Source organism: Bhargavaea massiliensis (assembly GCF_018390575.1).
In the GTDB taxonomy this organism is placed as follows: Bacteria; Bacillota; Bacilli; order Bacillales_A; family Planococcaceae; genus Bhargavaea; species Bhargavaea massiliensis.
Genome location: NZ_JAHBCJ010000006.1, coordinates 64,375 through 85,674, shown reverse-complemented (window position 1 = coordinate 85,674; position 21,300 = coordinate 64,375). Strand labels below are relative to the sequence as shown.

At 51.3% G+C, this 21,300-nt stretch carries 23 protein-coding genes and 2 pseudogenes; 18 read left to right on the top strand and 7 right to left on the bottom strand.

Features of this window, described 5'->3' with window-relative positions; translation table 11 throughout:
• The first annotated feature begins 40 nt into the window (after positions 1–40).
• The 8 genes and pseudogenes from KHA84_RS10415 (at position 41) to KHA84_RS10385 (ending at position 6,869) form a co-directional block, all read left to right on the top strand.
• Positions 41–1,342, top strand: a complete 1,302-nt coding sequence (locus KHA84_RS10415; protein WP_213423458.1) for an ammonium transporter — start codon at positions 41–43, stop codon at positions 1,340–1,342.
• A gap of 70 nt (positions 1,343–1,412) precedes the next feature.
• Complete coding sequence (locus KHA84_RS10410) at positions 1,413–2,489, top strand: carbamoyl phosphate synthase small subunit (RefSeq protein WP_213423457.1); 1,077 nt, start codon at positions 1,413–1,415, stop codon at positions 2,487–2,489.
• A 308-nt stretch (positions 2,490–2,797) separates the two neighbouring features.
• A complete protein-coding gene (locus KHA84_RS10405) occupies positions 2,798–3,232 on the top strand; it encodes a helix-turn-helix transcriptional regulator (protein WP_213423456.1) in 435 nt (144 codons plus the stop codon).
• Positions 3,233–3,338: 106 nt separating this feature from the next.
• Positions 3,339–4,418, top strand: a pseudogene (locus KHA84_RS10400) (macrolide family glycosyltransferase); the annotation flags it as partial.
• Between the two features lie 176 nt (positions 4,419–4,594).
• Complete coding sequence (locus tag KHA84_RS10395) at positions 4,595–5,140, top strand: NADPH-dependent FMN reductase (RefSeq protein ID WP_213423455.1); 546 nt, start codon at positions 4,595–4,597, stop codon at positions 5,138–5,140.
• Positions 5,141–5,212: 72 nt separating this feature from the next.
• Entirely contained in the window at positions 5,213–5,365 is a 153-nt protein-coding gene (locus KHA84_RS15575; RefSeq protein WP_336511143.1) for an arylamine N-acetyltransferase, read from the top strand.
• Positions 5,362–5,943: an arylamine N-acetyltransferase family protein gene (locus KHA84_RS10390; protein ID WP_272875291.1), complete on the top strand. Its 582-nt coding sequence runs from the start codon at positions 5,362–5,364 to the stop codon at positions 5,941–5,943. Before KHA84_RS15575 ends, KHA84_RS10390 begins: the two co-directional genes overlap by 4 nt.
• 32 nt (positions 5,944–5,975) lie before the next feature.
• On the top strand, positions 5,976–6,869 hold the full coding sequence (locus tag KHA84_RS10385) for a PhzF family phenazine biosynthesis protein (protein WP_213423454.1): 894 nt from the start codon (positions 5,976–5,978) through the stop codon (positions 6,867–6,869).
• A gap of 175 nt (positions 6,870–7,044) precedes the next feature.
• Here KHA84_RS10385 and KHA84_RS10380 read toward each other — a convergent pair whose 3' ends face one another.
• Entirely contained in the window at positions 7,045–8,175 is a 1,131-nt protein-coding gene (locus KHA84_RS10380; protein WP_213423453.1) for a trans-sulfuration enzyme family protein, read from the bottom strand.
• Positions 8,176–8,379: 204 nt separating this feature from the next.
• Here KHA84_RS10380 and KHA84_RS10375 point away from each other — a divergent pair, with 204 nt between their 5' ends.
• The gene (locus tag KHA84_RS10375) at positions 8,380–9,198 is read left to right on the top strand and encodes a serine/threonine protein kinase (protein ID WP_213423452.1); all 819 of its coding nucleotides are present in this window, start codon (positions 8,380–8,382) and stop codon (positions 9,196–9,198) included.
• Positions 9,199–9,536: 338 nt separating this feature from the next.
• Here KHA84_RS10375 and KHA84_RS10370 read toward each other — a convergent pair whose 3' ends face one another.
• Positions 9,537–10,541 (bottom strand): LLM class flavin-dependent oxidoreductase, encoded by a 1,005-nt coding sequence (locus KHA84_RS10370; RefSeq protein ID WP_213423451.1) that lies wholly within the window; start codon positions 10,539–10,541, stop codon positions 9,537–9,539.
• Between the two features lie 166 nt (positions 10,542–10,707).
• Here KHA84_RS10370 and KHA84_RS10365 point away from each other — a divergent pair, with 166 nt between their 5' ends.
• The 7 genes from KHA84_RS10365 to KHA84_RS10335 all read left to right on the top strand — a co-directional run bounded on the left by KHA84_RS10365 (position 10,708) and on the right by KHA84_RS10335 (position 17,291).
• On the top strand, positions 10,708–11,661 hold the full coding sequence (locus tag KHA84_RS10365) for an alpha/beta hydrolase family protein (protein ID WP_213423450.1): 954 nt from the start codon (positions 10,708–10,710) through the stop codon (positions 11,659–11,661).
• Positions 11,662–11,755: 94 nt separating this feature from the next.
• Positions 11,756–12,715, top strand: a complete 960-nt coding sequence (locus tag KHA84_RS10360; RefSeq protein ID WP_213423606.1) for an ABC transporter ATP-binding protein — start codon at positions 11,756–11,758, stop codon at positions 12,713–12,715.
• Positions 12,708–14,228 (top strand): osmoprotectant update ABC transporter permease/substrate-binding subunit OpuFB, encoded by a 1,521-nt coding sequence (opuFB, locus tag KHA84_RS10355; RefSeq protein WP_213423449.1) that lies wholly within the window; start codon positions 12,708–12,710, stop codon positions 14,226–14,228. Before KHA84_RS10360 ends, opuFB begins: the two co-directional genes overlap by 8 nt.
• 118 nt (positions 14,229–14,346) lie before the next feature.
• The gene (locus KHA84_RS10350; RefSeq protein ID WP_213423448.1) at positions 14,347–14,667 is read left to right on the top strand and encodes a hypothetical protein; all 321 of its coding nucleotides are present in this window, start codon (positions 14,347–14,349) and stop codon (positions 14,665–14,667) included.
• Positions 14,668–14,754: 87 nt separating this feature from the next.
• Positions 14,755–15,492 (top strand): hypothetical protein, encoded by a 738-nt coding sequence (locus KHA84_RS10345; RefSeq protein ID WP_213423447.1) that lies wholly within the window; start codon positions 14,755–14,757, stop codon positions 15,490–15,492.
• 74 nt (positions 15,493–15,566) lie between these two features.
• The gene (locus KHA84_RS10340) at positions 15,567–16,217 is read left to right on the top strand and encodes an MOSC domain-containing protein (RefSeq protein WP_213423446.1); all 651 of its coding nucleotides are present in this window, start codon (positions 15,567–15,569) and stop codon (positions 16,215–16,217) included.
• 162 nt (positions 16,218–16,379) lie between these two features.
• Positions 16,380–17,291, top strand: a complete 912-nt coding sequence (locus KHA84_RS10335; RefSeq protein ID WP_213423445.1) for a cation diffusion facilitator family transporter — start codon at positions 16,380–16,382, stop codon at positions 17,289–17,291.
• 40 nt (positions 17,292–17,331) lie between these two features.
• Here KHA84_RS10335 and KHA84_RS10330 read toward each other — a convergent pair whose 3' ends face one another.
• The 3 genes from KHA84_RS10330 to KHA84_RS10320 all read right to left on the bottom strand — a co-directional run bounded on the left by KHA84_RS10330 (position 17,332) and on the right by KHA84_RS10320 (position 18,331).
• Positions 17,332–17,478 carry a hypothetical protein gene (locus KHA84_RS10330; protein WP_213423444.1) on the bottom strand — a complete coding sequence of 49 codons (147 nt, stop codon included), beginning with the start codon at positions 17,476–17,478 and terminating at the stop codon, positions 17,332–17,334.
• Between the two features lie 160 nt (positions 17,479–17,638).
• Positions 17,639–17,923: a hypothetical protein gene (locus tag KHA84_RS10325; protein ID WP_213423443.1), complete on the bottom strand. Its 285-nt coding sequence runs from the start codon at positions 17,921–17,923 to the stop codon at positions 17,639–17,641.
• Entirely contained in the window at positions 17,924–18,331 is a 408-nt protein-coding gene (locus KHA84_RS10320) for a sulfatase-like hydrolase/transferase (protein WP_213423442.1), read from the bottom strand.
• 57 nt (positions 18,332–18,388) lie between these two features.
• Between KHA84_RS10320 and KHA84_RS10315 the strand changes: the two are divergent.
• Positions 18,389–19,197: pseudogene (locus tag KHA84_RS10315) on the top strand (formylglycine-generating enzyme family protein); the annotation flags it as partial.
• A gap of 57 nt (positions 19,198–19,254) precedes the next feature.
• Here KHA84_RS10315 and KHA84_RS10310 read toward each other — a convergent pair.
• Positions 19,255–19,581, bottom strand: coding sequence for an ArsR/SmtB family transcription factor (locus tag KHA84_RS10310; RefSeq protein ID WP_008299585.1), 327 nt, complete (start codon positions 19,579–19,581; stop codon positions 19,255–19,257).
• A gap of 75 nt (positions 19,582–19,656) precedes the next feature.
• Positions 19,657–19,908, bottom strand: coding sequence for a DUF2188 domain-containing protein (locus KHA84_RS10305; RefSeq protein ID WP_213423441.1), 252 nt, complete (start codon positions 19,906–19,908; stop codon positions 19,657–19,659).
• Between the two features lie 205 nt (positions 19,909–20,113).
• Between KHA84_RS10305 and KHA84_RS10300 the strand changes: the two genes are divergently transcribed.
• On the top strand, positions 20,114–21,199 hold the full coding sequence (locus KHA84_RS10300) for an SDR family oxidoreductase (RefSeq protein WP_336511139.1): 1,086 nt from the start codon (positions 20,114–20,116) through the stop codon (positions 21,197–21,199).
• Positions 21,200–21,300 lie beyond the last annotated feature (101 nt).

Below are 21,300 nucleotides of genomic sequence, written 5' to 3'. Positions count from 1 at the left end.
TGCCCCCCTATCCTATTACAAAAATACGGGAGGAATGGGTATGGCGGACTTGTTTTATCTGAACAGTGTGTGGATCATGCTGGGTGCTATTTTGGTGATTTTCATGCAGGGAGGGTTCATCCTGCTTGAAGCAGGTTCCACACGTATGAAAAATGCGGGACATATCGCCGGCAAAACGATCTTTTCATTTGGAATCGCTGCAATCGTTTTTTGGGCAGTGGGCTACGGGTTCATCTTTGGAGAAAACAGTAATTTCTTCATCGGGATGAGTGATTTCTTCTACCCGGGCGAGGAAATTCCGGGGAGTCCCTATTCTACCGTTGCGTTCTTTGTCTTCCAGCTGGCGTTTGCAGGCATCGCACTGACCATCGCGTTTGGAGGATTTGCAGAGCGGGCAAAGCTGTCTGTCTACCTCGTTTTCGCAGTGTTGTTCTCTGTCCTGGTCTATCCGGTCATCGCCCACTGGATCTGGGGAGGGGGCTGGCTTGCGGAGCATGGCAAACAGGACTTTGCCGGATCGACGGTTGTTCACCTGACAGGCGCAATGGCAGCCCTGGCGGCCACCATTCTCCTGAAACCCCGGATCGGCAAATACAACAGCGACGGCACGGCCAACAATCTCAGCGGCCACAACCAGGTGTACACGGCTTTGGGAGTTCTGATTCTTTTTATCGGCTGGTTCGGATTCAATGCGGGGAGCACCTTGGGGGTCGAGGACGGTTTCTTCGCATTCGTCGCCCTGAATACCGCGATGGCTGCGGCTGCCGGTGCGGTCAGTGCATTGCTGATTTCCTGGGCGGCTTTGGGGAAATCCGACATCCCGACCATGTTGAACGGAACACTTGCCGGATTGGTTGCCATCACCGCATCCTGTGCCTTTGTGGAAACATGGGCATCCGTCATCATCGGAGCCGTTGCGGGAATCATGGTTTTCTACAGTGTCAGATTCTTTGAAAAGCTGAAAATCGACGATCCGATTTTTGCTCTCTCCGTGCATGGGATCGCAGGCGTATGGGGCACTTTGTCGACCGGTATCTTTGCCACACAAGAGCTGGCTGTTGTCGGGCAGGCAGGCCTTCTTTATGGAGGCGGTCTTGAACAGCTGGGAGTGCAGGCAATGGGCATCACGGTATCCGCGGGTTACGCTTTTGCCGTATCCTTCCTGCTCCTCCTTGGCATGAAAGCAGTCATGAAGGGCCTCCGGGTTACCGAAGAACAGGAACTGGCCGGCCTCGATATCAGTGAACATGGCAGTTATGGGTATCCCGAAGCATTCAACCGGGATGATTCGGACTCTGTCCTTCCACGACACCTGCTGAATGCCCAGCTTCTGAAAGAATAATGATTTGACAAACAGACCCACCGGGCCTTCCGGTGGGTTGCATACTGAGGTTGGATAGAGGGGGGAAATGATGAAACAGGGATACTTGATCTTGGAAACCGGAGAGGTATTTGAAGGTGTTCTGGCCGGGGAGTTTTCGGTAGAAGCAGAAGGTGAAGTCGTCTTTAATACGAGCATGAGCGGCTACCAGGAAATCATTACAGACCCTTCCTATGCCGGTCAGATCATTGTCTTCACCTATCCGCTGATCGGAAATTACGGGGTCAGCGGGGAAGATGATGAAAGTGTGTCCCCTCACTTGAGGGGAATTGTGACCGGAGAGATGTCGTCTGACCTGCATCATCACCGGGCGACCGGCTCACTGGAGGGAAGAATGGAGGAAAATGGGCTTCCTTGCCTGACGGATATAGATACCAGAAGTTTGGTCAGGACCATTCGGAAAAAAGGAACGGTCCGGGGTATCATTTCCGAACGGAAAGATGCCGCGGTTCTGTCCGGTGAGGATGGCGCGATGTATGATCGGGTGACTACGAAAAAGGTGAAGACCTACGGGAATAGAGGGCCGCATGTGGTACTTCTGGATTTTGGCTATAAAAAGTCCATACTGGATTATCTTCTTGAACAACGGTGCAAAGTGACCGTTGTACCTTACCATCACTCCATACAAGACATCCGAGGTCAGAATCCCGATGGGGTCGTCATCAGCAACGGACCGGGAAATCCGGAACATGCAGCCGATCAACTGGAGAAAATCCGGGAGCTCTCAGAAACGTATCCGACCCTCGGGATCTGTCTTGGCCATCAGCTGATTGCAATGGCCTACGGCGCGAAAACAACAAAGCTCCTCTTCGGCCATCGCGGGGGGAATCATCCTGTAAAGGATCTGAAAACAGGAAAAGCCTACATCACCTCACAAAATCACGGGTACGTCGTGCAAGAAGAGACGATCGACAATGATTTGTTTGAAGTGTCATTCCGAAATATAAACGACGGCAGCGTGGAGGGCCTGCGACATAAGAAAAAACCGGTTCAGGCCGTCCAGTTTCATCCGGAAGGGCATCCCGGTCCTCTGGATACGGTGTTCATATTTGAACAATTTGTCGGCCGGCTCAAGGAAAGACAGCTGTCTGGAACATCAATAAGATGACAAAGATCAGGCATTCTGCATTCACGCAGGGATGCCTGATCTTTCGTTTTGAATAGGGAACGGCGTGGCTGCATTTTTTCTGATCGGTGATTTCCCGTTGCTCAGGGATGGTCAAATGTATGGTGATGCCTCTGTTGAATTTGCAGACGAATCTAAGCAGGTTATCAGGAAAGTTGGAGCCATTACCTGGAAATGCACTTTTGGACAGCTCTCTATCAATGCCACGAATATTAACAGTAACTGCATAAGTTCGTTGATAGCCATTAACATTTCTATGGGGTAAAGTGAACCCAAAGGAGATGAGCGGGATGATCGGCACCAATATTCGTGTGTTAAGGAAGCGGAACAAACAGAGCCAGGAATATTTGGCGGAGCGCCTGGGGGTATCCAGGCAGACGATCGCTAAATGGGAGTCGGGGGAATCACTTCCGGACGTGTATAAATGCCGCGTGCTCGCGGATCATTTTCAGGTGTCCCTGGATCAGCTCTCGGGGGATTTGACAGAAGAGGAAGCGAATCGTTTGGCGCCTCGCGGAAAACACTTTTTCGGAGTGGCCCAGGTGAATGAGGCCGGGGCGCTCAAAATTCCTGCACAGGCGCTGGAGCGGTTCGGGATCCGTGCCGGAGACCAGATGGTCGTGCTCGGTGATGACAGCTCGATGGGAATTGCCCTTATGAAGCGTGACACAGTCCTCGGCTTTGCGGAAATGATACGGAATGCCGAGCCGGAAAGAGGGGAATGAAATGAGCAGAATCGTTTTCTTCTCTTTGCCGGCACACGGTCATACGAATCCGACTCTGGCGGTAGTAAGGGAGCTAACGGAGAGGGGACATTAGGTCTGGTATTACTCATTCAGGGAGTTCCGGGAGAAAATCATAGCAGCCGGTGCCAAGTTTATCGGGTGTGATAAATTTCTTCCTCAGGCGACGGATATTGAAATCAGTAAAAAAGCCGGTAAGGACTTTGCTGCGCTCATTGAAATGACCGTGGACACGACACTGGCGATGCAGGAGAAAGTGCTTCAGGAACTCTCATCCGCCATGCCGGACTGTATTGTGTCGGATTCAATGAGTATATGGGGAAAGCTGTATGCACAGAAGCTGGGCATTCCTTATATCTGCTCGACGACCACTTTCGCATTTAATCAGCATACTGCCAAGATGATGAAACCGGGATTCAAGGAAACGCTAAAAATGATCATCGGAATGGGAAGGATACGGGGGAAAATCAAAGAACTGCAACAAGCCGGTTATGAAGTGAACAGCTTTACATCTCTGATCGAGAATGACAATGATACGGAGACGATCGTGTTCACCACCAGGGAATTTCAGCCGCTTGCCGAGACATTTTCCGATCGGTTCGCGTTTGTTGGCCCTTCTATATCGGAAAAAGGCAAAAATACTGTGGAGAATGAGAAACCCGGCACATTGGTGTATGTCTCGCTTGGAACGGTCCTGAACGACACCCATTTCCATAGGAACTGCATCAGCGCTTTGGCAGACATCAGTTCTGAGGTGGTCATGTCGGTCGGAGAGAAAACCGACATCGGGCAATTTGGAAAGCTTCCGGATAATTTTACTATAAAGAAAACAGTCGATCAGATAGCGGTTCTTGGACAGGCAGACCTCTTCATTACTCACAGCGGGATGAACAGTGTCAGTGAAAGTCTGTATCAGGGTGTCCCAATGGTCCTGTATCCGATGCACAGTGAACAGAAATTTGCTGCACAACGGGTTGCTGATCTGGGTGCAGGGATCCTTCTTAAAAACGACCGGCCGCAGACAATCAGGGAAGCTGTCCATCAGGTCCTGGAGGATCCACAGTATCGAAGAAATGCCGCCACGCTTTCCGGGCAGTTCAGGAATGCAGGCGGTGCTGCGGCGGCAGCTGAAGTAATATTGTCGAGGATCAAAACTGAGGAGCCATGAAAAACCGGGGTTGTCCAGAAAGTAAGTTTGAATGAATAAAAAGCAAACAGCACGGACTCTATATCTTAAATGCAACATAATGAGTTAATATTCCGATAAAATAGCTATTCAAAGCTTGAACGCAATCCTTACTATCATCATGGAGCACGTCTACTGTGGAAGGAGAAGATTCGTCTATGAAACTAGTCGGTGTTTCCGGCGCTCTTGCCGGTGAAAAAACATCCGCTGCTGTAGGCAGCGTTCTTGCCGCTGCCCGACTATTGGATTCCAGTATCGAAACGGAAATGATTGATCTGAGGGAATATGAAATTGAGTTCGCCGCCGGCCTTCCGCTGGCAGCTTATAATGAAGACACCTGGAATGCCGTTAAAAAAATCCAGTCCGCCGATTTTCTTGTTTTCGGGACCCCCATCTATCAGGCATCCCTTACAGGGGCCTTGAAAAATCTGTTCGATCATATGCCGGAACATGCATTCAGAAACAAGGTGACCGGAATGGTGGCAACCGGACAGACGGAAAAACATTTCCTCGTACTCGAATATCATCTCGGTTCCATCCTTTCCTATCTGAAAGGACTGATTCCCACAGACAACGTCTTTATCCTGAACGATGCTTTTGATATCGAGACGGATGAACTGATGGATCAACGGATTCTGGAGAGAATTCGGAAACTGGCCGAAGAGATGATCCAATTGCAGTACGGTATCATGAACAGGGGCTAATCCTCCCCATGTAACTGATACTCCTAATCTAAGGGAGGGATTGGATTGGAAATAGATCGGTACCTGCAACGGATGAATTGGAATGGCCCGATTCAAGTGAATATGGACACGCTCCTTCAACTTCAGGAACATCACATGCTTCATATCCCATTTGAAAATCTGGATGTGATAAAAAAGTCCGGATTCCGCTTGATGTGGAGACTTAATTCAGGAAAGTGGTGTTGAATCATCGGGGCGGTTTTTGCTATGAGCTGAACGGATTACTCAACTGGCTGCTCCGGAGTTTAGGCTTCAATAGCCGTTTGGCATCCGCTACAGTCAAACGGCCGGATGGCGGCTGGACTCTGACGGGAAGTCATGCCTGCCTGATCGTTGAAATGGAGCAGCCTTACCTTGTCGATGTCGGCTTCGGTGATTCAGTCAGGGTCCCGCTCCCGTTATCGGGGGAGGAGAGGGAAGATGTCAGCGGAACTTACCGGATGGCAAATTCAGGGGATGGTAAATTCGATCTTCAACAATATATGAAGCAAGAAGGCTGGAAAACGCGCTATCGCCTCGATACGGCCCTCAGAACACTCAATGATTTTGAGGAGGTCTGCCAGTTCAACCAGTCTTCCCCCCGTTCCCCGTTTACAAGACAGCCACTTGTTTCGTTGGCGACTCCGGACGGCAGGGTGACACTGTCGGGGAACACCTTTACCACAACACGAAGTGGTGAAAAGCAAAAAACGGTGATCGACGACAAGAATATGGCATGCGTACTGAAACAGTATTTCGGAATTGAACTGGACCTGAATCATTAATCGAAACCATCTATTGGGGCAGGGGATAGAAATTGAAGACAGTTAAGCTTTATCAATATGATGCTTTCAGCACTGAGCCAGGCAAGGGGAACCCCGCTGGAGTTGTGTTGAATAGTAAGGGTCTTTCAGATTCTGATATGCAGGAGATCACTGCAAAAGCAGGATACAATGAGACAGCGTTTTTGCTGGATTCGGATCTGGCTGATTTGAAGATCCGTTTTTTTACACCAGGTTATGAAACGGATCTTTGCGGCCATGCGACCATGGCGATGGTCTATGCACTTGCCGGCAGAGGCAAGCTGGACGGCAAGGAGCTGCTGACGATTGAGACGAAGGCAGGCATTCTGCCTATAAAAGTGACCAGGAACCAAGACGATGAGTGGTCCATTGCGATGAAACAGGCAGCTCCGAAGTTCATTGAATACGAAGGATCAAAAAGAGAGCTGATGCATTCGATCGGACTAAAGGAATCCGATCTTCATCCGACTTTCCCGATCCTATATGGAAGTACAGGAAGCTGGACACTTCTCGTTCCGGTCAAACATCTTTCGGCATTTCAGGAAATGAAGCCGTATAATCAGCGGTTCCCTGATGTCCTGCAGGAATTGCCCCGAGCCTCCATTCATCCGTTCTGCCTGGAAACACACGATCCGGCCGCGGACATGCATGGCCGGCATTTCAGCTCGCCTTATGCCGGAACAGTGGAAGATGCCGTCACAGGCACAGCCTCAGCAGTTATGGGAGCTTACTACGCCAAGTTCATCCAAACGGGATTCACCGGCCGTTTGGATCTGGTGGTAGAACAGGGACAGGAAATCGGAAAAGACGGACGTGTTGCTGTACAAGTCTCGATAGATCAAGAGAACCTTGATGTTCAGATCACCGGAAAAGCAGTGTATGTGAAAGAGTTAAGTATCTTATTATAGGTTGCCTAATAAGCGAAAACCATAAGAAACGGCACGGACGTTGCGAGATACCTGCGAGAAAAGCCGGGCTGTCGAGGTCCGCTTCAGGCGGAGCTCGGTGCCGGTCCGCGGTAAGCGATCAGAGTCCGTGCCGTTTTGCACTATGATTCGTTTGTAATCCGGGTTTTTGGGGCAGTTATCCTTCCAGTGCCTGCAACAGATCTTCCTTTAGGTCTTCTACATGCTCAATTCCGACCGAAACACGCAACAGATTATCAGGAGCAACCGCATGGACGCCTTCAAGCGAAGCCCTGTGCTCGATCAGGCTGTGTGTTCCGCCAAGGCTTGTGGCCCGTATAAACAATTTCACTTTTGCAGTGACCGCCATAGCCGCTTCCTGTCCGCCTTTTACCTGGAAGGACAGCATACCGCCAAAGGAGCTCATCTGATTTGCCGCTACCTGGTGTCCCGGATGTTCAGGGAGTCCAGGATAATGGACGGCTTCCACATTCGGGTGCTGTTTCAGGAAATCTGCAATTGCCGAAGCATTTGAACAGTGGGTCACCATGCGCAGGGGAAGTGTTTGAACGCCACGCAGGGCAAGCCAGCAGTCGAATGGGGAAGGAACGGCCCCTTTTGCCTGTTGGACAGCCTTTAATCTGGCAAGCATCGGGCTATCTGTTTTTGCGATGACAGCCCCGAGGAGCAGATCGCTGTGTCCGCCAATGTACTTGGTCACTGAGTGAAGTGAAAAATCCGCACCGAGGCTGAGAGGCTTTTGAAGAACCGGTGTTGCCCAAGTATTATCGACAACAGAATATGCGCCGGCTTCGCTGGCCAGCTTTGCCACTGCCTGAATATCGGTCACTTTCAGCTGGGGATTGGAAGGAGACTCCATCCAGACGATCCCGGTCGGTGCCGCATGGATGGCTTCCTCCACTTGGTTGAGATCGGTCATGTCTGCAAACACAACATCGAAGTTTGTTCCGATATCCGTATCCGTAAGGAGGGAACGGATGCCATGATACATATCATCGGGCATCACCATGCGCCGGGGTTTATCGGCAGGCAGTGATTCGATCAAGGAAGAAATCGCCGCCATCCCGGATCCGAATGTGACGGTATCGAATCCCTCTTCGAGCGATGTGAGGCAGTCTTCCAAAGCCCTGCGATTCGGGTTATCAATCCGGCTGTAGATATATTCATTCGGATAAGATCCGTCTCCCGCACGTTCGTATGTTGAAGAGAGATGGATCGGCATGGTGACCGCACTTGTTGATGGATCAATTGAACGTCCGGCGTGGATGGCTTTTGTTTCTAAACGCATATGAATGCCCCGCTTTCCATGGTATGTATGAAGGTTTTTTGTGTTGGCCCAATGACCTTCCCAACTCCATTTTACACGAATTTCATGCAAGTCCGACTTAATAATAAATGGTGCCTTCTGTAAAAGCACCGTTATGGTCATATAAAGCCGGGGATGATACATTCACCTATAAGATAGAAGTTAAAGAAGGGATTTTCAGCCAGTATGGACATTCTGCGCGTCGCACGGAAAACCCGCCAGTTTTTTTTGGACTGGCCGATCCGGGAAGGTACAGGGCTGCAAGAGCGATATCAAGTGTCTGACGTGATCGGAGCGGGCAGTTACGGCATCATTTATCTTTGTACCGATCTGCGAACCAAAGAAAAGACGGTTGTAAAGCAGCTGCGGCCGAGCAGGCGGTACAGCAAAAAAGAAATTGCCATGTTCAGGAAGGAAATGGCGATCATGAAAAAGCTGGATCATCCGAATCTGCCGGTGTTCATCGACGATTTTTCGGATGGTGACCAGCACCTTTATTATGCGATGACGTTTATTGAAGCAGATAACCTGGAAGAGCAGATTTTTTCCGGGCAACAATCGTTCGATGAGGAAGCGTCCTTGCAGATCCTATACCGTCTTCTTAAAATCGTCGAATATCTTCATGGGAAGGGGATCTATCATCAGGACCTGCGGATCCCGAACATTTTAATCAGCCATGGCGATCTTTATCTGATCGATTTTGGGCTTTCAGTTTGTGAAAACGAGGCTGTAAAGCCGGCCAACCAATGCGGAAAACATAACAGCATCGAACAGCTCAGGCTTCAGGATTACTACGATCTGGGGGAAATTTTGCTTTATCTGCTCTACACCACTTACACACCGAAAAACAAAAAAGCTCTTCCTTGGACAGAAGAGCTGAGTTTAAAAAATGAAACCGTCCATCTGCTGAAACGGCTGCTGGGCATCATGGAGCCTTACGGAGAAATCAGTGACATCGCCGCAGATCTACAAGATGCAGTTTCGAGTATCGGGACCATAAGTTAGCTGCTGCTCCGTCCGCGCCTTTTGTAGTATTTGCTTCCGTTTAGCGGGGAACGGTTGTATCTCCGGCTGCTTGAGCTCCCGCGACGATCATGATGTCTGCGGGAGCTGCTTCCGCGTGACAGGTTTTTCAGCTGTTTCATGATTTTTTTTAGCATGTCAGGCCTCTTTTCCTGTTTGAAATGGTGTTCAGTATAACATGGTGGGAAAATGATGTGGTGTCATGGCTATTCGTCATAGTTTTCCCGTCTTGATCTATAACTACGCAGGAAGAAAGGATTTTATCATTTAAAGAAAACCTTCCAAGAAAGGCTATCCGCCTGTCCCGGAAGGCTTTTCGTTTATTCTGCTTTTCCGATGCCCAGTGTTTCCGCCAGCAGTGCGATTCCCATCATACGATTTTCAGCACCATAGACATTGGGGACGATCGTCACTTCATCCGCATGATAAGTATTGGCAGTTTTTTTGATCTCTTCTGCTACATGTACGGGTGTTCCGATAAACATACGTTTCCTGTTGTGCCGGATCTTTTCCCTCTCCAGTGCACTAAATCCTCGCGCCAATGCTGTTTCCACAGCCGGATAATAAGGCGGGGGACTGGAGGACTCCACAGACAGCAGCCAAAGATCAAATGCCTTGGCCAGTGACTCCGCCTTTTCTGCGGTCTCTGCTACGACCGCGAAAACGGAAATCATGACCTTTGGACTGCTGAGAAGGGGAGAGGGGTTGAAATGATTCCTGTAGTGACTGACCGCTTCAAGTCCGCCCTCAGGCTTCCCGAGGTGCGCAAAAGCATATGCCATGCCCTGACCGGCAGCGATTGCTGCACTGCCCTGGCCGGTTCCGAGAAGCCACATCTCCGGAACGGTTTCGATGACCGGCATGGCAGTAAGGTCCTTAAAGCGGTGATTGGCTTTCGGTTCCGAAAGAAAATGGCGAATATCCTCAATCTGCTGCTCATAAGATAAGCGTTTTCCTTTTGATTCATTCATGGCCCGGTTGACGAGCCGGTAGCTGGGTGATCGGCCGATTCCAAGGTCGATCCGGTACGGGTGCAATGCTTCCAGGACACGGAAATTCTCGGCGACTTTATATGGGCTGTAGTGGGGAAGCATGACACCGCCGGAGCCGATCCGGATGTGTTCTGTTGAATCGGCAAGGTGCATCATCAGCATTTCAGGACTGCTGCCGGCAATGGAGCGCACGTGATGATGCTCTGACACCCAGAATCGTTTGTAGCCCAGCTTTTCCGCCAGTTTGGCCAGCTCTGTTGTATGGAGAAGTGCATGGCGCGCATCCGATCCTTCATCGATGGGGGAATAGTCAAGGATGTTGTAGGTGACCAATCGTCATTTCTCCTTTTTTCTCAATCACTTCGATTTCACTTTACCACAGGGTACGGCCACTGGACCGAATGACAGTCTCAAATAATAAGGCTTGAGGAAAAGGGAACAGAAGCATAAATATCGAAATGAATGATGGAAATCAGGAAATATCAGGAGGGGTCGGAATATGTACAAGGAAGCGCTGGTGACGATTGAATCGGCTTTTCCGCTGAGCGGAACATTGACCATGCCGGAAGAAAAACAGGACACTTATCCGGCTGTGCTCATCATCGCCGGTTCCGGCAAGGGGGATCGTGACGGCAACCTCAAGAACCTGCAGATGAATGTCTATAAAGAGCTGGCGGAATTCCTGGCAACACAAGGGTACATGACGCTCCGCTATGACAAACGCGGCACTTACAAAAGCAAGGGTTCATTCAATGAAGCCGGCCTTTCCGACCTGATTGATGATGCCGTCGAGGGGGTGCGCTTCCTGAAGCGGCATCCAAATGCTGACCCGGAACGGATCCTCATTCTGGGTCATAGCGAGGGTGCCATGATCGCGCCGGCTGTCCATAACCTGGAGCCGGTGGACGGAATGATTCTTCTGGCCGGGGCAGCAGAGCCGTCCGCAGACCTCATGCCGAGACAGAATGAGATGGCTTATGAGGAGATGAATGAGACGGACGGACTGAAAGGCTGGATTTTCAGGACATTCAAGGTGACAGACCGTGCAAGGAAGCAAAACGAACAGATCTTCAGCAAAGTGGCGAACTCCGACAAGCCGGTTATGAGAGTGAAGGGAATCAGGTTGAACGCAAAATGGCTGCGGGAGACATTGGACTACGATGTCGTGGAATACCTTACGCGTGCGGATTGTCCCGTCCTTGCAGTGACCGGCAGTAAGGACCTCCAGGTACCGCCTGAACATGCCCGGCTCATCGCGGAAACGGTTCCTGGCGAGTCAGAATGGCACATCATTCCTGACATGAATCATCTGCTGAAAGAGTATGAAGGCGAGCATACGATGCTGGGGCTCCTGAAGGAATATAAGTCCATTGCCGATAGTCCGCTGTCCCCGGGGCTGACTGCCATCATTGGGGATTGGCTGGCAAAGCAACGATCGGTGCGACCGGGGTAAAGACAGCGGGCCGGAACCATTCCGGACCGCTGTTCTTTCATGTAAATGGTAAAATGGGAACAACAATCGGAGGGGTTGAGTGACAATCGCATCCATCATTGAATTTCAGAACGTGACCAAACAATACGGGGACGGCACAAAAGCCGTAGATTCCCTTAATCTAGAGATAAAAAAAGGTGAGTTCATCGTCCTGATCGGGCCGAGCGGATGCGGAAAGACGACGACCCTCAAGATGATCAACCGTCTGATCGAACCGACAGCCGGATCCATCCTGATCAACGGAAAAAATGCCGTTCGTTATGATGTTGACCGGTTGCGTTGGAACATCGGCTATGTTCTGCAGCAGATCGCCCTTTTTCCGCATATGACTGTCGAAGAAAACATCAGAGTGGTCCCGGATATGAAACGGACGGAAAAGGGGACAATCAAACAGCGCGTACATGAACTTTTGGAACAGGTCGGTCTGGATCCGGCCGTTTTTGCACACAGAAAGCCATCCGAATTATCCGGAGGCCAGCAACAGCGTGTCGGGGTCATCCGGGCATTGGCGGCAGATCCGGAAATCCTGCTGATGGACGAGCCGTTCAGTGCGCTGGATCCTGTGGCAAGGGAAAAACTCCAGGATGACATGCTGCATCTGAAAAGGTCATTCGGCAAGACCACCGTGTTTGTCACCCATGACATGGGCGAAGCGCTGAAATTGGCCGACCGGATCTGCCTGATGCGTGATGGAAAGATCGTTCAGGCCGGAACGCCCGATGAACTGAGGAGGAATCCATCCGGAGAGTTTGTCCGGGAGTTCATCGGGAGCAGAAAAGACCCTCTGCAAGATGTTCTGGATCTGAGACATTGGGTTTCCGGCTCTCCTTACATAACTCCGAAACCGCAGACCGTTCTTTCCGCGGATATCCGTGCGGACCGCCTCGTCAGCGTGATGGCCGATTATGAAGCAGTTGGCGTGGAAGACGGAGGCGAGCTGATCGGCATGATAGATCGGGCCGCGGCTTTCCGCCTTCTTGCTGCCGGAAGGAAAGGGGCCGGTCAACATGACTGAGTTTTTATCCGCCTTCGACCAGCGGAAAAGCGACTTATGGACCGCGCTGCTGGAGCACATCGAGATATCCTTCATCGCTTTACTGTTTGCAGTCCTGATCGCGTTGCCGGCCGGTATCTGGCTGACCGGAAGAAGGAAACTGGCTGAAGGAATCCTCGGAGCTGCCTCAGTGATCCAGACCATCCCGTCTCTTGCCCTTCTCGGATTATTGATCCCTCTCGTGGGCATCGGGCGAATACCGGCCGTCATTGCACTGACGGCTTATGCACTGCTGCCCATACTCAGAAACACCTATACGGGAATCCGGGAGATCGATCCGTCCCTGATCGAAGCGGCAAAAGCGATGGGCATGAATACCCGCAGGAGACTCCTGAAGGTGGAGCTGCCCCTTGCCATGCCGGTCATCATGGCGGGCATCCGGACATCCACCGTCCTCATCATCGGAACGGCTACGCTTGCGGCACTGATCGGCGCAGGGGGGCTCGGTGACCTGATCCTCCTCGGTATCGACAGGAACAACACATCCCTGATCGTACTCGGTGCAATTCCGGCAGCAATGTTAGCCATCGTCTTTGACCTGATCCTGAAGAAATTCGAGGACATGCCATTCAGGAAAAGTGTGTTTGCCATTTCAGGGATTTTCGCGCTTGCGGCACTTGTGCTGGCAGTGCCTCTATTCAACAAGGGCGATGAAAAACTGGTCATCGGCGGAAAGCTCGGTTCAGAACCGGAAATTCTGATCAATATGTACAAAATCCTGATTGAAGAACAAACCGATCTGGAGGTTGAGCTAAAGCCGGGGCTTGGAAAGACAAGTTTTGTTTTTAATGCACTCCGTTCGGGCGAGATCGATATCTATCCCGAATTCACCGGAACGGCAATTTCCGAATTCCTGAAGGAGACCGCAGAAAGTACGGATAGCCGGGCAGTCTACGAGCAGGCCCGCGACGGCCTGTCGGAACAATTTGGCATGGCCTTGCTGGCCCCGATGCAATACAACAATACCTATACGCTTGCCGTACCGGAAACTTTTGCGGAGGAAAACGGCTTGAATACCATCTCCGACCTGAAAAAAATCGAAAGTCAGGTCCGTGCCGGATTCACGCTGGAATTCTCAGATCGGGAAGACGGCTATCTCGGCATCCAATCCCTATACGGCATTGAGTTTCCCGAAATTGTCACGATGGAGCCAAAGCTCAGGTACACGGCAATTGAATCAGGGGACATCAATCTGGTCGATGCGTATTCGACGGATAGCGAAATCGAACGGTACAACCTGAAAGTGCTGCAGGATGACCGGCAGCTGTTTCCGCCTTATCAGGGAGCCCCGCTTATGCAGGAGGAAACTGCTGAAGACTACCCCGAAATTGTACGGGCGCTGAATGTACTGTCCGGCAAAATCTCAGACGATGAAATGCGCGAAATGAATTATCGGGTCAATGTTGACGGAGTTCCTGCAGAAGATGTTGCCAGGGACTTTCTCGAATCGGCAAAGCTTATAGAATACCAGTGAGCCTGATCCTGTGTCCGATTTTGCGGCACGGGATCAGGTTTTCCCTATTTGAAACCATTTCCGGCTCCATACGTAGACTCAAGGCAGGATAAACAAATCGTCTAAGGAGAGGACATCGATGAAAAAAGCGGAGGAAACCATACTGGAGACAGTTCCGGAAGGCTCATCGATCTATGAGCTCGTCAGGACCGGGTTTGCAAAGAAAAAATTCAGGCTGCTGGATATGCTGTTTGATGAAACGCTGACATTAACTCGGGCAGTGGGCCAACTGAAAGACAAAGAGGCATACTTTCTCGTGACCAGCGGAAACCATGCCGAGCTCGTCACGGTCAGTGGGGATTCCATCTCAGAAAGGGAAGACGCAACAGCTGAAGCTGCCGGGAAAAAGACCTTCGCCCTTGGCGGCTATAGATATAAGCGCTACCGGAAAATCCGGTGAACCATTCACCGATCCCACGTCTCCCTGTTTAGGTGCAAAAGGTTAAAGGGGATAGAAGTATAGCAGGATTGAGAAGGTGGGATGGATGTGTTCATCAATTATCGAAACTGGGAGGTTCCCGGCCCTGAACAGGCTTTATGGAGATACGTGGATTTCACAAAATTCGTAGATCTGCTGATCAATCGTTCCCTGTTCTTCAGCCGCATCGACCGCTTTGATGACCCATTTGAAGGAAACCCGGTTTCGGGCTTTCTCGAGTCGGCCAGGCGACGGGGAGACAGGAAGGGCATTGAAGAATTTTACGAGCAGAAAAAAATGCTGAAGGGACTCCGGAAATACAGTTTTGTAAACAGCTGGCATATGAATGACTACGAATCAGTCGCCATGTGGAACCTCTATTTGCAGAGCGATGAGGGGATTGCCATCAGGACGACATACCGGCGGCTGCAGGATGCGTTTCTGGATAATCGTGATGTGACAGCAGGGGTTGTGAAATATGTTGATTTCAATGAGGTTGAAAACAGCAGTGATCACCTGAGTGATTATCTTTTCCTGAAGCGGAAATCATTCGAGTTCGAGAATGAACTGAGGCTGTTTCTTCTCTATGACGACATTCCGGATCCTGAGGAACTAAAGACCATCGTGCGCGGGCCATATGAATACGGGACCAATATCGGTGTAGATTTATCCGTTCTGATCGAATCTGTCTATCTTTCACCGACTTCGCCGGAGTGGTTTGAAGATCTGGTCAGGGGCCTGCTGGCCAAATTCACCGATCTCGATTTGCCGGTCTGCAAGTCGGAACTGAGCAAGCTGCCTAAATAATGGCGGCTTGTCCGCTTAATGATTAGATTGAGCTATACTGGTCTATATACAATGTTGCGGATGGAGGCTACGGGATGAACAAACTGGTTCACTTTTCGACGGGCAAGCCAAAAACCCTCAAATTGGCCGGCGGCAAGGAAATGGTGTCCGGAATTGCCAAGGAGCAAACGGATGAGGCCTATTTATCACGGGACGGATTTACCGGAGACGGGGTGGCTGACACGAAACACCACGGCGGTCGCGACAGGGCCGTCTGTATTTATCCTCATGAACACTATGATTTTTGGGAGAAGGAATTCGGTGTGACACTACCGGCATCTGCCTTCGGTGAAAATCTGACGGTCACCGGCATGACGGAAGTCGAGGTACACATCGGGGATATGTACCGGGTCGGCGAAGCCCTGATTCAAGTCACCCAAAGCCGGGTTCCGTGCAGCACCATTTCCCGCAGGCTCGGGATTCCTGAGATTCTGCCAAGAATCATTGATACCGGCTTCACCGGCTATCTGTGCAGGGTCATCGAGGAAGGAACAGTCAAAAAGGATTCGGTTATGAGCCGCATTAATATTCATCCTGCTGGCATTACGGTACAAGAAGCTAACGATGCCTATTTCAGAAAGTATAAAGACCGGAAAGTGGTGGAACGCGTACTATCCGTGGAGGCACTTGCTGATAAATGGCGGGAAGGCCTGGAAAAGCGCGCAGGCTTGCTGAAGGGACAATAAGGGAGTGGGGCAGCCGTAGGTGGCTGCTCTTTTTGTTTGCCTGCATTGACAGTCCCTGAAGAGGGTAAAACGAATAAATGCTTCGGTTTGCACCATATGGATCAGACTGGCATAATGTATATATGAACACATAGTCATATAATGGGTTCAGGAGGAGATTTTATGGGCCATCATCATCACGGTCATTCTCACAGTCATGCGTCATCCAATAAAAAAGCATTGTTCTGGGCATTTATACTGATCACTGCGTTTATGGCTGTTGAATTCATCGGCGGCTTCCTCACGAATAGCCTTGCGCTGTTATCGGATGCGGGCCATATGCTGAGCGATTCGGCGGCACTGGGTCTCAGCTTTGTCGCCATTCTGCTTGGTGCCAGAAAGGCGACAGGAGTGAAGTCGTTCGGTTACCGCCGGTTTGAAATCCTGGCGGCCGCTGTCAATGGCATCGCACTAATCGTCATCGCAGCGGTGATCATGTTTGAAGCGGTGCGCCGTTTCATGGCCCCGCCGGAGGTGCAGAGCACCGGCATGCTAATCATTGCGGTCATCGGATTGCTCGTTAATATTGCCGCAGCCATCATTCTTATGCGGGGTGAGAAGGACGACAATCTGAATGTGCGGAGCGCATTTCTGCATGTAATCGGCGATATGCTCGGCTCTGTAGGGGCGATTGCAGCTGCCATCCTGATGATTCTCTTCGGCTGGTGGATTGCCGACCCGATTGCCAGCATCATCGTCTCGGTCCTTGTGCTGGTGAGCGGCTGGAGGGTGACGAAGGATGCCGCCAATGTCCTGATGGAATCGTCACCTGATGGAATCGACCCCGAAGAAATCCGGAAGTCCCTTGAACAGTTGGATGAAGTGACCGATGTCCATGACCTTCATGTCTGGTCGATTACGCCGGATGAGCCTCTCCTCAGCTGCCATATGACCATCAATGACCACGGGAATCCGGACCGGATACTCCACAACGCCCACCGGATCCTTCACGACCGGTTCTCGATCGAACACAGCACCATCCAGCTTGAGACTGACGGAGGCGGCTGCCCAAGCCCTCATGGAACGTGTAACTGAAAAAGGTGATCCGCTGGCTGACTGCGGATCACCTTTTTCGCTATTCCTTAAATTGGGCAATATAGTCCTCGTATCCGTCCATCCATTCCAGCTGCGGCCAATCACCGGTCGGGTGATTGCGCTCGTTCTGCTGGCGCTCACCGGGAGTGGACCGGCCTTTCTTCACATATTCCTCGAGATCGTTCATCAGAGAGTCGATGATATCGGGATGCTGGTCGATGACATTAGAAGTTCCTCGACGTCCCGGCTGAGGTCGAACAGTTCGGAAGGCTTCAATGAAACTTCCGGGCCAATATCGTCCATGCTTTCTCCATCGGTAACAAGATTCAGTTTCCAGTGGCCTCTCCTTATGGAAAGTCCTCCTTTGCCCGAAGAGTGGACAATATCATTGCGGACGGGCTCGTCCCGGCCCTCCCGGAATTGGATACCGAGTCTTCCGCTTCATGGTCCTCAAGTTCTGCACCGGTCAGCTCGGCCAATGTGCAGTACAGATCCGACAGGCTCACCATATGGTTGGAGGAGGAACCGCTCCTGATCACTCGGGGATAAGAAATGATGGTCGGCTCCCGGTGCCCGCCCTCCCAAATGTCCGACATTTTCTCACGGAAATGATAACTCGGATCGTGTCCCATCTAGTCGAAGCCCATCTGGGGGGGTCCATGGGTAATGGGCTTCGAATAGTCGATGTCCAGCCCTTCCAAGTCGATCAGCCCGACACTCGGGTCAAAGATGCCATCACGTCCCATCCGGGTCCCGGGAACATGAAACTCCTCGGTATCCAGGCCGAATTTTTCAAAGTCATACCCGCCCTTAAGTTGCCAGCCGAGCCCGAGATGCCATTTGCCGACTGCAGCCGTTTGATACCCCTGTTCCTGCAGCATCTGGGCCATCGTCCTTATATTCTCTTCGACCACCGGTTCGGAGTCACCGGGGCAGACGAAACTTTTCAGCCGTGAGCGCCAATTATATCTTCCGGTTAGCAGGCCATACCTCGACGGAGTGCAAAGTGCCGATGTTGCATGAGAATCCGTAAACCGCATGCCGGCATCCGCCAGGGCATCGATGTTTTCTGTACAGATTTTGGAATCGGGGTTCCGCAAGACGGGGAGGGGCCAGTCAGAGAAGTAACGGTGGATCCGTTTTTGATCGATCCATTTGGTGTTACGAATGAATCATTCTGCGAATTTGTCAGGCAGACCGGCTACATCACGGATGCTGAACAGTTCGGGTGGTCGTTTGTCTTTCATCTGCTGGTCAGTGACAGGACTGCCGAAACGGTGACTGGAAGTGTCCCGCAGGCGCCATGGTGGCTTGCGGTTCCGGGAGCTGACGGGCGGCATCCGGAAGGCCTGGACTCGGGAATAGATAATCGGATGAATCATCCAGCGGTCCATGTTTCCTACCGGGATGCATTGGCCTACTGCAATTGGGCCGGCAAACGCCTGCCGTCCGAGGGGGAATGGGAGTTTGCCGCAAGAGGGGGCCTTGAGTCCAAAAAATATCTGTGGGGAGATGAGCTTATGCCGGATGGAAAGCATGAATGTAATATTTGGCAGGGAGAATTTCCGATGCACAACACAGCGTCTGACGGATATGTCGGAACGGCTCCCGTGCAATCTTATTCACCAAACGGATACGGCTTCTATAATATGTCCGGCAATGTATGGGAGTGGTGTTCGGACTGGTTCACAGAACGCCGGGCCGGACACCAGAATCCCGGGGTCCGGAAAAGGGAATGGCGAAGGTGACGAAGGGCGGATCTTATCTTTGCCATGATTCATACAGTAACCGTTACCGGGTCGCCGCCCGATCGTCGAACACGCCTGATAGTTCGACAGGAAATACCGGCTTCCGCTGTGTGGCTGATCCCCCACAGAACCGGCTCGCTTCCGATGCGGGAATCTGACATATGCAGCCTGGTACAGATCAAAACAGGTGATCCGCAGGGGTGCGGATCACCTGTTTAATGATGTCTTGCGTGGCCAATTGCCTGCCGGAGAAGGTCCACGACATGTTCGTCATCGATGGAATAGTGCAGGGAAGTCCCCTCTCTGCGATACTTTACGAGCCGGAGATTCTTCAGGAAGCGCAGCTGGTGGGAAACGGTACTCTGGAGCAGAGATAGCCGGGCAGCGATTTCATTAACCGGGTACTCGTGCTCCGAAAGAAGATTCAGGATCCGCAGCCTGGTCGGATCCGACAGTGCCTTGAACGTCTGGGAGACGATAAAAAGAGTCTCCTCATCCAGCTCATTTTCATCGTATGGCGTGATATTCGTCTCGTCCTGCATGTCGCTGCCTCCTTGTTGCCTCCATTATAACAAAAGATAAAAGGCAGCCCTGTCACGCAGGACCGCCTCCGTACTTTAATATTCAATCTGATCCTCGATCTTCCCGTCCTCATCATGGATGATGGCCATGCTGCCGTATTCCTCGGCCAACTTTTTGGCGCGGGCAACGACATCGGATTTGTCATTCTCCTGCATCATCTGCTCTTCTTCGCCTTCTTTTTTCAATGCCCATTTGCCGTCGGCCGGGACGACGTGATAGTTGGCCTTGTCGGTCCCTGCACGGTCTCCAAAGTACTTGTCCGGTCCGTTGTCATTTCTTCCTGGCATTCTGAACCCTCCCTATCCTTGATAGTTTGTGTTTTCCCCGTTTGCCTCCGGTGAAACGGCTGTCGAAATAGGCGAGAACACAACTTGTTTTGACTATCTTTCTGAATGGGAAGGAATCGGGATCGGCGGCGCAGAAAAAGCCGGCATAGTCAATCGTTCCATTGGGTCCTTGAAGAGATGATATGGGGGAGGTATACAGGAGTTGGTGAAGCGAATTTATTTTTTCACGGGGTTTCCGGGGTTTCTCGCAACACGGATGATCGCCAGGCTGGCCGAGGAGGAGCCGGAATCCGAATTCGAGCTGCTTGTCCATGAGTCTGCCATTCCGGAGGCGGAGCGTGTTGTTCAGAGGCTCAGGGGAAACAAACGCACCAAACGATTCAGGATCCATGCCGGCGATATTACGAAGACCAATCTAAAATTGGAGAAGGCAGTTTCTGAGCGGCTGAAAGAGGCGGTGACTCATGTCTTCCACCTGGCGGCCATATACGACCTTGCTGTCCATGACAGGATCGCACAGTCTGTCAATGTCACGGGGACACGGAATGTGAACCTTTGGGTTCTTGAATGCAAGTCGATTGAACGGTATGTCTATTTCAGCACAGCTTATGTTTCCGGCGACCGTAAAGGCACCATCTATGAAAATGAGCTGGCGCTTGGCCAGGATTTCAAAAATCACTATGAAAAGACGAAGCATGATGCGGAAGTGCTTGTCCAGTATATGAGGGACCGCATACCGACGACAATCATCCGTCCGGGCATTGTGCTGGGAGATTCGAAAACCGGGGAAACAGCCAAGTTCGACGGTCCCTATTTCATGATGCGCTACCTGGACAAGTTTTCGCGGATTCCGATTCCCTATGTAGGCAAAGGGGAGGCGCTGATCAATCTGGTGCCGGTTGACTATATTGTAGAAGCGACCGTTTATCTGTCCCGTCATCCTGTCGGAACGGACAAAGTGTATCATCTGACTGATCCGAACCCCTACCAGGCAAGAGAAGCGTTCCGGCTGATTTCCAAGGCGCTTACCGGGAAAGCGCCTTCATTCACGATGCCCCATTCGACTGTCCGGATCATGCTGTCATTTCCTTCGTTGCGGAAATGGGTAAAAGTGGAAAAGGAGACGCTGGACTACTTCCGGCTTGAGGCTGTGTATGATTGCACGGAAGCCCAGAGGGACCTCGAACCGGCAGGCATCAAATGCCCGGACTTTGCCGACTATATCCCTGCTGCGGTGGAATACTACCGGCTGCACAGGAATGATCCTGCCAAACTAATCGAAGTCGTCTGAAGTTCCGAAACTTTCTCCTACCATTCGGCCCCGGAATCGTCTATCATTTGGGTATTGCGGTTTATCCATATGCCTTCATATAGACAACCTGCCAAGAAGGG

What these genes read in the sequence shown, in the direction of transcription:
- KHA84_RS15575 (WP_336511143.1), top strand. Translation starts at nt 5,213, where the DNA reads ATGAATTGGAATGGCCCGATTCAAGTGAATATGGACACGCTCCTTCAA.
- KHA84_RS10320 (WP_213423442.1), bottom strand. Translation starts at nt 18,331, where the DNA reads ATGCGGTTTACGGATTCTCATGCAACATCGGCACTTTGCACTCCGTCG.
- KHA84_RS10365 (WP_213423450.1), top strand. Translation starts at nt 10,708, where the DNA reads ATGTACAAGGAAGCGCTGGTGACGATTGAATCGGCTTTTCCGCTGAGC.
- KHA84_RS10415 (WP_213423458.1), top strand. Translation starts at nt 41, where the DNA reads ATGGCGGACTTGTTTTATCTGAACAGTGTGTGGATCATGCTGGGTGCT.
- KHA84_RS10340 (WP_213423446.1), top strand. Translation starts at nt 15,567, where the DNA reads ATGAACAAACTGGTTCACTTTTCGACGGGCAAGCCAAAAACCCTCAAA.
- KHA84_RS10410 (WP_213423457.1), top strand. Translation starts at nt 1,413, where the DNA reads ATGAAACAGGGATACTTGATCTTGGAAACCGGAGAGGTATTTGAAGGT.
- KHA84_RS10335 (WP_213423445.1), top strand. Translation starts at nt 16,380, where the DNA reads ATGGGCCATCATCATCACGGTCATTCTCACAGTCATGCGTCATCCAAT.
- KHA84_RS10350 (WP_213423448.1), top strand. Translation starts at nt 14,347, where the DNA reads ATGAAAAAAGCGGAGGAAACCATACTGGAGACAGTTCCGGAAGGCTCA.
- KHA84_RS10310 (WP_008299585.1), bottom strand. Translation starts at nt 19,581, where the DNA reads ATGCAGGACGAGACGAATATCACGCCATACGATGAAAATGAGCTGGAT.
- KHA84_RS10380 (WP_213423453.1), bottom strand. Translation starts at nt 8,175, where the DNA reads ATGCGTTTAGAAACAAAAGCCATCCACGCCGGACGTTCAATTGATCCA.
- KHA84_RS10325 (WP_213423443.1), bottom strand. Translation starts at nt 17,923, where the DNA reads ATGGGACACGATCCGAGTTATCATTTCCGTGAGAAAATGTCGGACATT.
- KHA84_RS10405 (WP_213423456.1), top strand. Translation starts at nt 2,798, where the DNA reads ATGATCGGCACCAATATTCGTGTGTTAAGGAAGCGGAACAAACAGAGC.
- KHA84_RS10305 (WP_213423441.1), bottom strand. Translation starts at nt 19,908, where the DNA reads ATGCCAGGAAGAAATGACAACGGACCGGACAAGTACTTTGGAGACCGT.
- KHA84_RS10395 (WP_213423455.1), top strand. Translation starts at nt 4,595, where the DNA reads ATGAAACTAGTCGGTGTTTCCGGCGCTCTTGCCGGTGAAAAAACATCC.
- KHA84_RS10375 (WP_213423452.1), top strand. Translation starts at nt 8,380, where the DNA reads ATGGACATTCTGCGCGTCGCACGGAAAACCCGCCAGTTTTTTTTGGAC.
- KHA84_RS10330 (WP_213423444.1), bottom strand. Translation starts at nt 17,478, where the DNA reads ATGAACGATCTCGAGGAATATGTGAAGAAAGGCCGGTCCACTCCCGGT.
- opuFB (WP_213423449.1), top strand. Translation starts at nt 12,708, where the DNA reads ATGACTGAGTTTTTATCCGCCTTCGACCAGCGGAAAAGCGACTTATGG.